Here is a 13,344-nt window from a genome sequence, read left to right as displayed (position 1 = left end):
AAAAAATGAAAAGATTTTACTACTTCCTTCTGGTATTCGTCCTTAGTACAGTATTCGTTAAAGCGCAGCAAAAACCAGCATTCTGGAAAGAAATACAAGAATTTAAGCATAAAGACAGCATCTCCATGCCGCCTAAAAACGGTATTTTATTTGTTGGCAGTTCCTCTTTTGAACATTGGAAAGATCTGGAAACAGTATTCAAAGATTACGCTGCAATCAACAGAGGTTTTGGGGGCTCTACGCTTGCTCAAGCCAATTACTATATCGCAGATCTGGTTTATCCATACCAACCGCGTCAGGTGGTAATTTACAGCGGCGAAAACGACATCGCTACAGACGGCCAAAGTGCGCTTGAAACGCTAAACCGGTTTGCCACTTTTTTCAATAACATCAGACTGAAATATCCGGCAGTCCCTGTTTTATACATTTCCATTAAAGACAGTCCTTCCAGAACTAAGTATGCTGCTACAAATGCGCATACCAATCTGCTGATTCAAGAATATCTGCAGCATTATCCAAACACAAAATTCCTGGATGTGAACAGTAAAATGTTAAATAAAAAAGCCTTGCGCCCGGAACTTTTTCTGGAAGATATGCTGCACATGAACTCGAATGGTTATGCCATTTGGATCAAAGAAATTAAACCATTCCTGGTTAAACCATAAATAAACACCTATAATCACACAATAATGAGAAAAGCGAAGTACTTATTTTTGCTGGCCGCGATTTTTAGCTTTAGCAGCAGTTCCGCGCAGCAGAAAAAAGCGAATACCGATCAGCAGATGAATATATTCATAAAAGACCTGCTGTCCAAAATGACTTTGGAAGAGAAGATTGGCCAGTTAAACCTGTTAACCGGCGGTGAAGCCACTACAGGTTCTGTGGTCAGCACAGATGTAGAAAGCAAAATTAAAAAAGGTCAGGTAGGCGGTATGTTTAGCTTAACTACGCCAGCCAGAATCCGTAAGGCACAGGAAATTGCAGTAACGCAAACCCGCTTAAAAATTCCCATTATTTTCGGCCAGGATGTGATCCATGGTTATAAAACTACTTTCCCAATTCCACTCGCGTTATCTTCCACATGGGATTTAGCATTGATCGAAAAAACAGCAAGAATTGCAGCTGTTGAGGCTACCGCTGACGGATTAAACTGGACATTCTCACCTATGGTGGACATTTCAAGAGACCCAAGATGGGGTCGTATTTCTGAAGGATCAGGAGAAGATACTTACCTGGGTTCCGAAATCGGCAAAGCAATGGTTAGAGGATATCAGGGCGACGATCTTTCTAAATACAATACCATGATGGCCTGTGTAAAACATTTTGCCCTATATGGCGCTGCCGAATCTGGCAGAGATTACAATACCACAGATATGAGTTTGAACAGAATGTATAATGAATACCTTCCTCCGTATAAAGCTGCCCTAGATGCAGGTGCGGGCAGTATCATGACTTCTTTCAATGACATTAACGGTGTTCCAGCCACGGCTAATAAGTGGCTGATGACTGATTTATTACGTAAACAATGGGGGTTTAATGGCCTTGTAGTAACTGATTATACGGCTGTAAATGAGTTAATTGACCATGGATTGGGAGACCTGCAAACTGTTTCTGCACTTGCTTTAAATGCCGGTGTAGATATGGATATGGTAGGTGAAGGATTTCTAAGCACGCTAAAAAAATCAGTAGCAGAAGGAAAAGTAACGGAAGCGCAAGTGACCAATTCCTGTCGACTTGTATTAGAAGCAAAATACAAATTAGGTCTATTTGAAGATCCTTTCCGCTATTGCAATGAAGCACGTGCAAAAAAGGAAATTCTTAAACCAGAACATTTGAAAGTTGCCAGAGAAACAGCGGCACAAAGTTTTGTCCTGCTAAAAAATCAAGGTCAATTGCTGCCATTGAAGAAAACAGGAACGGTTGCTTTAATCGGTCCATTGGCAAATACAGGAACAAATATGCCCGGAACCTGGAGCGTTAACAGTGATTTGGCCAATACCATTTCCCTGCTGCAAGGATTAAAAGCCAATGCAGCACCTGGCCTTAAAATTCTACACAGTGAAGGATCTAACCTATTAACTGATCCTGAATATCAGAAAAGAGCCACTATGTTCGGCAGAGATCTGCCAAGAGACTCGCGCTCTGAAGAAGAAATGATTGCTGAGGCAGTCGCTACCGCTAAAAATGCAGATGTAGTAATCGCTGCATTGGGCGAAAGTTCAGAAATGACAGGCGAAAGCTCAAGCCGTACCAACCTGGACATTCCAGAGAATCAGCAGCGCCTATTAAAAGCATTGCTAAAAACCGGAAAACCTGTGGTATTGGTCTTATTTACCGGCCGGCCATTGACGCTGAAGTGGGAAGATGAAAATGTTCCTGCCATCTTAAATGTTTGGTTTGGTGGTACCGAAGCCGCAAATGCAATCTCTGATGTATTATTTGGAAAAGTAAATCCATCAGGAAAACTAACAGCTACTTTCCCACAAAACGTAGGACAGATTCCATTGTATTACAGTCACAAAAATACCGGCAGACCACTGGAAGAAGGCAAATGGTTCAGCAAATTCAGGTCTAATTACCTGGATGTCAGCAACGAACCCCTATATCCTTTTGGTTACGGATTAAGCTATACTACCTTCAATTATTCCAACCTAAGGTTGAGCAAAAACAGCTTTAAACCTGGAGAGAGTATTACAGCTACAGTTACCGTAAAAAACACTGGTGATTATGCAGGAAAAGAAACGGTGCAAATGTACATCCGCGATCTAGTAGGCAGTATTACCCGCCCTGTTAAAGAATTGAAAGGATTTGAAAAGGTCGACCTGAAAACTGGAGAAAGCAAAGAAGTAAGTTTTAAAATCTCTGAGGAAGAACTGAAGTTCTTTAATGAAGAACTGAAGTTTGCCGCAGAACCTGGCGATTTCAAATTATTTATAGGAACCAATTCCAGAGATAACCTGGAAATACCATTTCAACTGACAAAATAAAATAGTTAGACCCCTGCTGGCAAATCACCAACAGGGGTTCTTTATTTTTAAATGATTCTTAAAATGTTTAAGTTTGAATCATGAGCCGCATCCAGTCAACACTCTCCATCCTACTCCTCGTTTTTAGCCTGAGTTCAACAGCGCAGGACTTCAAAAAATATGATAGAGGAAGCTTTATCAAAGGCAAAGACAGTATTGCTTACCGTATCTTATTTCCGGAAAATTTTAGCGCGGATAAAAAATACCCTATCCTATTCTTTTTACATGGAAGCGGAGAGCGTGGCAATGACAATGAGAAACAATTGACACATGGTGGAAAACTATTCCTGAAGCCAGAAATCCGGCAACAATTCCCCGCCATCATCGTTTTCCCTCAATGTACGGAAGATAGTTTCTGGGCAAATGTGACCTTCGATAAAGATGCAAACGGGAATAGAACCTTCAATTTTCAAAAGAGAGGAAAGCCTACAAAATCGATGAAAGCTTTACTGGGTATGATTGACAACTTTATGGACAAACCCTACGTCAACCATGACCAGGTCTATGTAGGTGGACTTTCAATGGGTGGAATGGGAACTTATGAACTGTTAAGACGCAAGCCTAAACTTTTCGCTGCAGCGATTGCTATTTGTGGTGGCGATAATGTAGCCAATGTTCAAAAATATAAAAATGTGCCTTTATGGATCTTCCATGGAGAGAAAGATGAGGTAGTTCCTGTAGTTTTTTCTACCATGATTTCGGATCAGCTCAAAGTATTGGGAAAAGAGCCTAAGCTGACTTTGTATCCGGATGCCCATCACAACAGTTGGGACGCTGCCTTTGCAGATCCCAAACTATTGCCATGGCTATTTTCTAATCAAAAGAAAAAGTAGCGGCAATTATTCTGCCATATTGTGATAAACGGCTTGAACGTCATCGTCCTCTTCCAGTTTGTCAATCAGTTTGAATACATCTGCTGCCTGCTCTTCTGTTACTGGAATCGTAGATAAAGAGATGCGCTCTAATTTCGCACTTTTCATTTCTACGCCAATCTCTTCTAATGCTTTCTGCATTTTTCCAAAATCTTCAAAAGCAGTTTGTACTACTGCAATCTCATTTCCTTCTTCGTCGGCTTCCAGATATAATTCTTCCAAACCTGCGTCAATCAATTCAAACTCCAATTCTTCCAGGTCTTTTTCGCCGGGTAAGAAACGAAAGATCGACTTTCGGTTGAAGATAAAGTCCAGAGAGCCTGTTTTACCTAATGTACCACCAGTTTTATTGAAATAACTACGAATGTTAGCTACTGTTCTATTCGTATTATCAGTTGCGGTTTCAATCAGGATGGCCACACCATGCTGTGCGTATCCTTCATAAACAAACTCTTCGTAACCGTTTTCGTCTTTGTTGGATGCTCTTTTAATTGCCGCTTCCACCGTATGTTTAGGCATGTTTACTGCCTTTGCATTCTGAATCGCTGTACGCAAACGGGAGTTGGTCTCCGGCGAAGGGCCGTTATCTTTAACCGCCATTACAATCTCTTTACCTATCCTGGTAAATTGTACGGCCATCTTAGCCCAACGTTTAAATTTCCTTTCTTTTCTGAACTCAAATGCTCTACCCATTGTATATTTTATTTAAGGAATTCCCTTATTAATGATTATTCTGTAAGTTCTTTAACATATCCACTGTCATCTTCGACAAATCAAATTCCGGCTTCCATCCCCAGTCTTTCTGAGCAAAGCGATCATCGATAGAGCGTGGCCAACTGTTGGCAATGTCCTGACGTGGATCATTATCTGTGTAAGATAATTTAAAATCTGGAATATGTTTTCTGATTTCTGAAGCGAGTACTTCCGGAGTAAAGTGAACACCACCGAAGTTATAGCTGGAACGGATAGAGATTTTACTCGCTTCGGCATCCATCAATTCAATCGTACCACGGATGGCATCATCCATATACATCATTGGCAATTCAGTTTCTGCATTTAAGAAAGAAGCATAGCTGCCTTTGGTTAACGCATCATGGAAAATATGGATCGCATAGTCTGTAGTTCCACCACCTGGCGCAGCTTTCCAGCTGATCAATCCCGGGTAACGGATACTGCGTACATCCAATCCAAATTTCTGGTGATAATATTCGCACCAGCGTTCTCCTGCCAATTTACTGATTCCATAAACCGTATTTGGGTCCATTACACAGTATTGCGGCGTCATGTCTTTTGGAGAATTTGGTCCGAATACAGCGATAGAACTTGGCCAGTAAACTTTTGCTGTTTTATAAACGATGGCAAGGTCTAAAATATTCAACAAGCCATTCATGTTCAGGTCCCATGCTAATTTAGGATTCTGCTCGCCTGTAGCGGATAGTAATGCCGCTAATAAGTAAACCTGAGTAGGTTTGTACTTTTGAAAAATGCTGTTCAGAATGTCTTTCTCAAGTACGTTTACGAACTCAAATGGTCCTGAATTTTTGATGTCATAATCTGGTCTGCGGATATCACAAGCAACTACATTACTTTCACCGTAAGTCTTACGTAAGGCGGTTACTAATTCAGTGCCGATCTGACCGTTAGAACCTAATACTAATATTTTCTCAATCATGAATTTTTGTATGGATTTGGACAAAGTTAAAAAAACGAAACAAACCTCTATAAAATGTTTATGATTTATCTGTTTTTGTGATTTTTGTCCTTCTTTTAGCCCCCCATTTATGGGTAAAAGACAACTAAACCCTAGAGATAAACGAATAGAATTTTGCTCAAAAAAATAGGGTAGACTAATTTCATAGAAATAACGTTTTAGGAATACGGCAAAGCCTGAAAATCAGGTTAAAATTATCCACAATTTCTGTTCATTTCCTGCTCCTACTCAGTAAAAACTTGGTTAAGTAACAAAAACATGATATATTAGATTTATTGTGTATTTCGCACACTAACCATTATTTTTTGCTTATTATTACAAAACAAAACACACTTTAACCATATAAAAACACCTAAACAGCCTAGTATGAATAGAAGAGAAGCAGTGAAAAGTGTTGCCTTTTTAATGGGAGGCGCATTGTCTGCAACTACTATCGGAGTATTTTTAGATAGTTGCACTTCACCATCTAATAAAACAGCCGCCAACTTATTTTCTGCCGATCAGGAAAAGGTCATCACGGAAGTTGCTGATATCATCATCCCTACCACAAGTACACCAGGAGCAAAAGCAGCTGGTGTGGGTCCTTTCATCGTAATGATGGTAAAGGAATGCTACCCGGAAGACGCACAGCAAGCATTCGTGAAAGGTCTGGAAGATCTTGAAAAACAATGTCAGGACACCTACAAAAAGTCATTCCTGGAAATCTCTGTACCACAGCGCAATGAGCTATTGGGTAAAGTAAGAGAAGCCACCATTGCAGCAAGCAAAACGGAAAAAGACGAATTAGAGAAACAACAAGAAAACATTACTCAGAAAAAATCTGAAAAGGAGGCTCCAGGCAATGCAATGACGCCAAAGGATAAACCTAAAACAAAACCTCAATTCTTCGCGATCGCTAGAGATTTAACCTTACTGGGTTATTTCACTTCGGAAATTGGTGCGACACAGGCGAAAGCCTATGTACAGATCCCTGGCCGTTATGACGGTTGTGTGGATTTAAAACCAGGTCAAAAAGTTTGGGCATAAACCTTTTTAAAAATTAAACATGAGCAATTTAAATACTAAAGCAACGGCGCAAAATACTTATGATGCCATCGTTGTAGGATCAGGAATCAGTGGCGGCTGGGCTGCAAAAGAATTAACCGAAAAAGGTTTGAAAGTTCTATTGCTTGAAAGAGGCAGGAACGTGGAGCACATCAAAGACTATACTACGGCTATGAAAAAGCCATGGGAGTTTGAACACCGCGGCAGATTAACCGAAGCACAGAAAGAAACCCATCCGGTACAGAAAAGAGATTATCCTTATCAGGAATTCAATGAGAGCTTTTGGGTAAATGACCTGGAATGCCCGTATACTGAAGTAAAACGTTTTGATTGGTACAGGGGCTTCCATGTAGGTGGTAAATCGCTGATGTGGGGCCGTCAAAGTTACCGCTTAAGTGACCTGAATTTTGAAGAAAATGCAAAAGATGGTCATGGTGTAGATTGGCCAATCCGCTATAAAGACATCTCGCCTTGGTATGATTATGTAGAGAAATTTGCAGGAATCAGCGGCCAGGCAGAAAACTATCCTCATTTCCCAGACGGGCAGTTCCTTCCTCCAATGGATATGAACTGTGTGGAGAAAGATGTAAAGAAAAGAATTGAAAGTAAATACAATAAGTCGAGAATCCTGACCATCGGCCGTACGGCTAACTTAACCGTAGAACATGGTGGTAGAGGTAAATGTCAATACCGCGACCTTTGTAGCAGAGGATGTCCGTTTGGTGCTTATTTTAGCACACAGTCGTCTACCCTTCCTGCTGCGGTAGCTACTGGTAACTTGACCCTTCGTCCTTATTCATTAGTGAATACGATCATCTATGATAAAGAAACGCAAAAAGCGAAAGGTGTAGTCATCATTGATTCTGAAACTAATGAGCACATCGAATACTATGCAAAAATTGTATTCGTAAACGGTTCGACTTTAGGTTCTACCTTCCTGTTGTTAAATTCAACTTCAGCAGAACATCCAAATGGATTAGGTAATGCGAGTGGTGAACTAGGACACAACTTAATGGATCACCATTTCCGTTGCGGTGCTTCAGGAAGAGCAGAAGGTTTTGATGACAAATACACTTATGGTAGAAGAGCCAATGGTATTTACGTACCTAGATATAGAAATGTGGGCAGCGACAAACGTGACTACGTAAGGGGCTTCGGCTACCAAGGTGGCGCAAGTCGTGGAAACTGGCATGCTGATGTGGCAGAAATGGCATTTGGCGGCGAGTTCAAAGATCAGCAAACAGTTCCAGGTAGCTGGAATATGGGCTTAGGTGGTTTCGGAGAGTCTCTTCCTTACCATGAAAACCGTGTATATATCGACAAAAGTAAAAAAGACAAATGGGGACAACCTGTTTTGGCAATTGATTGTGAATTCAAAGAAAACGAGCAGAAAATGCGCGTAGACATGATGAACGATGCTGCTGAAATGCTGGAAGCCGCAGGAATCAAAGATGTAAACACTTATGATAATGGTTCTACTCCAGGTATGGCGATCCATGAAATGGGTACTGCACGTATGGGATTAGATCCTAAAACATCAGTATTGAACAAATGGAACCAAATGCACGAAGTGAAAAACGTATTCGTAACTGACGGTTCTTGTATGCCTTCTGCTGCTTGTCAGAATCCTTCATTAACGTATATGGCATTGACCGCAAGGGCTTGTGATTTTGCCGTTAGTGAACTTAAAAAAGGAAACCTTTAATATTAACCTGCATACTGGTAAAAGCCGGTATGCAGGTTTTATGTTTAAACCCTGCTAAGTCGGTTTAGATACTTTAAAAACAACAAAAACAAAATATTCTGATGAACAACAGAAAGATGAGAATGGGGATGATCGGTGGTGGCAAAGATGCCTTCATCGGAGCCGTTCACCGCATTGCGGCAAACATGGATGGTCAGGTTGAATTTTGCTGTGGCGCCTTGAGCGTCAACCCTGAAGTTGGTAAACAATCCGGACAGGAGCTTTTCCTGGATGATGACCGCATTTATGCGAATTATCAGGAAATGATTGAAAAAGAGAGTCAGCTGCCTGCTGATAAACGCATTGATTTCGTGACCATTGTAACGCCTAATTTTGCCCACTTTGCACCTGCAATGATGGCATTAGATCATGGTTTTAACGTGGTGATTGAAAAACCAATTGCCTTGTCACTTGAAGAAGCAAAGCAATTACAGGAAAAAGTTAAAGAAACAGGATTGATCTTGTGCCTTACCCATACTTATTCTGGTTACCCGATGGTGAAACAAGCCAAAGCGATGGTCAAAGAAGGTAAACTGGGTGCCATAAGAAAAATCATGGTAGAATATCCTCAGGGATGGTTGAGCACCTTAACAGAACGTGAAGGCAATGCTGGCGCTGCATGGCGCACCGACCCTGCTAAAAGTGGCAAAAGCGGTTGTATGGGCGATATCGGTACACATGCCGCACAATTGGCAGAGTACATCTCCGGCTTAAAAATCAGCAAACTTTGCGCAGATTTAAACATTGTAGTACCAGGACGTGGATTAGACGATGATGGAAACGTATTGTTAAAATTCGACAATGGTGCGAATGGTGTTTTAATCGCTTCACAGATTGCTGCAGGTGAAGAAAATGCATTAAAAATTAAAATATACGGTGAAAAAGGAGGCCTGGAATGGCACCAGATGGAACCAAATACCTTAATCGTAAAATGGTTAAACGAACCGGCACAAATTTACCGCGCCGGACAAGCCTACCTTTCTGACGCTGCTAAACACAATACCCGTGTTCCTGGTGGTCACCCGGAAGGATATCTGGAAGCTTTTGCTAATATTTACAGAAACTTTGCCTTAACCATCGGCGCAATCAGTCAGGGGCAGGAACCTACTGAGGCAATGCTGGATTTCCCTAGAGTGGAAGATGGTGTAAGAGGGATGGCATTTATTGAAAATGTAGTTGCTTCTTCTGCATCTGATCAAAAGTGGTTTGATTTTAACATATAAACATCATGACAACAATTAAAGGCCCCGGAGTATTTCTGGCTCAGTTTATCGGTGATGAAGCGCCATTCAATTCTTTGGATGCCATTTGTGAATGGGCAGCGGGATTAGGATTTAAAGGTATTCAAATGCCAACGCTTGATCCAAGATTCATTGATTTGCAAAAAGCCGCAGAAAGCAAGACTTATGCAGATGAATTAAAAGGAAAAGTAGCGTCTTACGGATTAGAGATTACAGAACTATCTACGCACCTGCAAGGGCAGCTGGTAGCTGTAAACCCAGCCTACGACCTTGCTTTTGATGCCTTTGCTCCAGATCATTTAAAGAATAACCCTGCTGAAAGAACCAAATGGGCCGTTCAGCAGTTGAAATATGCGGCGAAAGCTTCACAAAACCTGGGCTTAAATGCGCATGCTACGTTTAGTGGATCGCTCTTATGGCACATGTTCCACCCTTGGCCGCAACGCCCGGAAGGATTGGTAGACGCTGCTTTTACCGAACTGGCTAAAAGATGGACACCTATCCTGAATGAGTTCGACAACTGTGGAGTGGACGTATGCTATGAGATTCATCCTGGTGAAGATCTTTTTGACGGCATCACTTACGAAATGTTCCTGGAAAAAGTAAACAATCACCCACGTGCCTGTCTGCTGTATGATCCTTCTCATTTTGTATTACAACAACTGGATTATATTCAATACATCGATTTCTATCATGAGCGCATCAAGGCTTTCCATGTAAAAGATTCTGAGTTTAACCCAACTGGAAAACAAGGAACTTTTGGTGGTTACCAAAGCTGGGCAAACCGTGCCGGAAGGTACCGTTCTCCAGGTGATGGACAAGTAGATTTCAAAACCATTTTCAGTAAATTGGCGCAGTACGATTATAGCGGCTGGGCGGTAATGGAATGGGAATGCGTAATTAAGGACGCACAAGTTGGTGCCAAAGAAGGTGCAGAGCTGATCAGCAAGCTGATCATTCCGGTAACAGACAGGGCATTCGATGACTTCGCTGCTTCCGGTGGAAATGACGACTTCAACAATAAAATTTTAGGACTATAATATATTAACACACATTAAGATGAAAAACACACTATTTATCCTTGCCTGCTTTATTTCGGTTCTAGCTTCCTGCGGAAGTCCGGAATCAAGTTCTACCAGTACCACAGCAACCACTGAGAGTACACCTGCAGCAACGAGTTCATCCACAGAAAAACACCCAGGAGAAAGATTAATTGCCACTTCTGACTGTATCGGCTGCCACAATAAAGTAACCAAAGTAATCGGCCCAACTTACGAAGAGATTGCGGCTAAATATGCAAATGACGATGCCTCAGTTGAAAAACTGGCGACCAAAATTATTGAAGGTGGTAAAGGTGTTTGGGGTGAAGTTCCAATGACACCACATGCTAACCTTTCGAAAGACGATGCCAAAGAAATGGTACGTTACATTCTATCCCTGAAAAAATAACCTGAACCACAGAACCAAATATAAACCATGGAAGAAACCAAAAAAAACCAGGAGACTTCGTCACGACGAAGTTTCCTAAAAACCACTGCAATTGCTGCTTCAGCATTTATGATTGTTCCCCGTCATGTTTTAGGCGGACCAGGATTTATAGCGCCTAGTGACCGCCTGATTATCGCCGGAATCGGTGCAGGAGGTAAAGGACAATCAGATATCGCGAACTTTTACAAAAGCGGAAAAGCCGATATCGGTTTTCTTTGCGATGTACACGATTCAAGGGCTGCAGCCAGTGTAAAGGCATTCCCGAAAGCAAAATACTATAGGGATTACCGTGAATTGTTCGATAAAGAGCATAAAAACTTCGATGCAGTGTCTGTTTCAACCCCCGATCATAGTCATGCCATCATTGCTTTAGGCGCCATGCAACTGGGAAAACACGTGTATGTTCAAAAGCCACTGGCTCACGACATTTACGAAGCCCGTGCATTAACTGCAGCAGCACAGAAGTACAAAGTGGTGACACAAATGGGAAACCAGGGTGCTTCAAATGATGGCCCAAGACAAATGAAAGAATGGTATGATGCAGGTTTAATTGGTGATGTTCATACGGTTTATGCCTGGACAGATCGTCCGGTATGGCCCCAGGGTATTCCATGGTCGGCAAATAAAGCAGAAGTGCCTGCAGACCTGGATTGGGATTTATGGTTAGGTACCGCTCCTTACAAGGATTACGTAAATAAACTGGTTCCATTTAACTGGAGAGGCTGGTGGGATTACGGAACAGGTGCATTGGGCGATATGGGTTGTCACCTATTGGAAGCTCCATTCAGCGTACTGAACCTGAAATATGCAACAGAAGTTCAAGCTAGTGTAGGCTCTGTCTATGTGGATGAATTTAAACGTGGATATTTCCCTGATAGCTGTCCTCCTTCAAGTCACGTGACTTTGAAGTTCCCTAAAACCAATAAAACTAAAGGTGACGTTGTAGTTCACTGGATGGACGGCGGTATTCAGCCGGAAAGACCAGAAGAACTGGAAGCAAATGAAGTTTTTGGTGATGGTGGAAATGGTACACTATTTATCGGTACCAAAGGAAAAATGATGGCCAGTACTTATAGTGCAGACCCTCGTTTATTGCCATTGAGTAAAAATAAAGACATCAAAGTTCCTGCGAAATTCGCGCGTGTTCCTGGTGGTGCAGATGGCCATTATGCCCAGTGGGTAGAAGGTTGTATCGCTGGGTATGGTAAGAAAGAGCTGAGTTCTCCTTTCGATATTGCCGGCCCGCTGACAGAAGCTTTATTGATGGCAAATCTAGCCATCAGAGGAACGGATGTTCAAGTGAAAAATGATAAAGGAAGAGCAACCTTCCCTGGAAGAGATATCAAATTACTTTGGGACAATAACAACATGAAAGTGACCAATTTTGATGCCGTGAACCAGTTCGTGAAACGCGACTACCGTAAAGGATGGTAAACTAACCCTCCTTTTTTTAATCTAAAAAGAAAAATTATGAAACCATATATCTTCTCAGCGATACTGCTTACCGCAGTATTCGCTGCAAGCAATAGTCATGCGCAATCCAAAAGCAAAGGATTTACCAAACTTTTTGATGGTAAAACAACCAAAGGATGGCATACTTACGGCCAGGATACCGCAGGTGAAAAATGGGAAGTGACAGATGGTACGCTTCATTTTAACCCTAAAGCTGGAAATAAAGGTGGTGGCGATTTAGTGACCGATAAAGAATATAGCAACTTCCACTTGAAAATCGACTGGAAAGTAGCACCAAAAGCGAATAGTGGAATTATTTTTTATGTTCATGAAGACAAGCCAAAGTATGGAGCTACCTATAGCACAGGCTTGGAAATGCAGGTATTAGACAATGAAGGTCACCCGGATGGAAAAATCACCAAACATCGTTCAGGAGATCTTTATGACCTGATTAAGAGCAACTCAGAGCCAGTTAAACCTGTCGGAGAATGGAATACTGCAGAGATCATCAGCAAAAATGGTAAATTGGAGCTAAAATTAAATGGGGTAAAAGTAGTACAAACTACCCTTTGGGACGACCAGTTTAAAGCGCTGGTTGCCGGCAGTAAGTTTGCAAATTGGGAAGGTTTTGCTACATTCAAGACCGGAAAAATTGCTTTGCAAGATCATGGTGATGAGGTATGGTTCCGCAACATCCTGATTAAAGAGCTTTAACCGATAGGCGTAGGAAACGCTAAAATATTACACCAAATAAAAAAAGAAATAA

General features: G+C 41.6%; 12 protein-coding genes. 10 read left to right on the top strand and 2 right to left on the bottom strand.

All coding sequences use genetic code 11. The features are described 5' to 3' along the window. The first annotated feature begins 5 nt into the window (after positions 1-5). The 3 genes from AQ505_RS03360 (at position 6) to AQ505_RS03350 (ending at position 3,859) form a co-directional block, all read left to right on the top strand. A complete protein-coding gene (locus tag AQ505_RS03360; protein WP_062546878.1) occupies positions 6-665 on the top strand; it encodes a GDSL-type esterase/lipase family protein in 660 nt (219 codons plus the stop codon). Positions 666-689: 24 nt separating this feature from the next. Beyond that, the gene (gene bglX / locus AQ505_RS03355) at positions 690-2,987 is read left to right on the top strand and encodes a beta-glucosidase BglX (RefSeq protein WP_062546877.1); all 2,298 of its coding nucleotides are present in this window, start codon (positions 690-692) and stop codon (positions 2,985-2,987) included. Between the two features lie 80 nt (positions 2,988-3,067). Further along, a complete protein-coding gene (locus tag AQ505_RS03350; RefSeq protein ID WP_062546876.1) occupies positions 3,068-3,859 on the top strand; it encodes a prolyl oligopeptidase family serine peptidase in 792 nt (263 codons plus the stop codon). 6 nt (positions 3,860-3,865) lie between these two features. Here AQ505_RS03350 and AQ505_RS03345 read toward each other — a convergent pair whose 3' ends face one another. Both AQ505_RS03345 and AQ505_RS03340 read right to left on the bottom strand, forming a co-directional pair. Next, the gene (locus tag AQ505_RS03345; RefSeq protein WP_062546875.1) at positions 3,866-4,591 is read right to left on the bottom strand and encodes a YebC/PmpR family DNA-binding transcriptional regulator; all 726 of its coding nucleotides are present in this window, start codon (positions 4,589-4,591) and stop codon (positions 3,866-3,868) included. A gap of 28 nt (positions 4,592-4,619) precedes the next feature. Continuing rightward, the gene (locus tag AQ505_RS03340; protein WP_062546874.1) at positions 4,620-5,570 is read right to left on the bottom strand and encodes an NAD-dependent epimerase/dehydratase family protein; all 951 of its coding nucleotides are present in this window, start codon (positions 5,568-5,570) and stop codon (positions 4,620-4,622) included. A 405-nt stretch (positions 5,571-5,975) separates the two neighbouring features. Here AQ505_RS03340 and AQ505_RS03335 point away from each other — a divergent pair, with 405 nt between their 5' ends. From AQ505_RS03335 to AQ505_RS03305, 7 genes are all read left to right on the top strand, one after another. Further along, a complete protein-coding gene (locus tag AQ505_RS03335) occupies positions 5,976-6,635 on the top strand; it encodes a gluconate 2-dehydrogenase subunit 3 family protein (protein WP_062546873.1) in 660 nt (219 codons plus the stop codon). 19 nt (positions 6,636-6,654) lie between these two features. Further along, positions 6,655-8,358 (top strand): GMC oxidoreductase, encoded by a 1,704-nt coding sequence (locus tag AQ505_RS03330; RefSeq protein WP_062546872.1) that lies wholly within the window; start codon positions 6,655-6,657, stop codon positions 8,356-8,358. A gap of 101 nt (positions 8,359-8,459) precedes the next feature. Further along, complete coding sequence (locus tag AQ505_RS03325) at positions 8,460-9,620, top strand: Gfo/Idh/MocA family protein (protein WP_062546871.1); 1,161 nt, start codon at positions 8,460-8,462, stop codon at positions 9,618-9,620. 5 nt (positions 9,621-9,625) lie between these two features. Continuing rightward, the gene (locus AQ505_RS03320; RefSeq protein WP_062546870.1) at positions 9,626-10,678 is read left to right on the top strand and encodes a sugar phosphate isomerase/epimerase family protein; all 1,053 of its coding nucleotides are present in this window, start codon (positions 9,626-9,628) and stop codon (positions 10,676-10,678) included. Positions 10,679-10,697: 19 nt separating this feature from the next. After that, on the top strand, positions 10,698-11,087 hold the full coding sequence (locus tag AQ505_RS03315) for a c-type cytochrome (protein WP_062546869.1): 390 nt from the start codon (positions 10,698-10,700) through the stop codon (positions 11,085-11,087). A 27-nt stretch (positions 11,088-11,114) separates the two neighbouring features. Continuing rightward, a complete protein-coding gene (locus tag AQ505_RS03310; RefSeq protein WP_062546868.1) occupies positions 11,115-12,560 on the top strand; it encodes a Gfo/Idh/MocA family protein in 1,446 nt (481 codons plus the stop codon). Positions 12,561-12,596: 36 nt separating this feature from the next. Continuing rightward, positions 12,597-13,292, top strand: coding sequence for a 3-keto-disaccharide hydrolase (locus AQ505_RS03305; RefSeq protein WP_062546867.1), 696 nt, complete (start codon positions 12,597-12,599; stop codon positions 13,290-13,292). Positions 13,293-13,344 lie beyond the last annotated feature (52 nt).

It is taken from the genome of Pedobacter sp. PACM 27299, from assembly GCF_001412655.1.
Lineage (GTDB): Bacteria > Bacteroidota > Bacteroidia > Sphingobacteriales > Sphingobacteriaceae > Pedobacter.
This window is presented reverse-complemented; position numbering and strand designations above follow the sequence as displayed.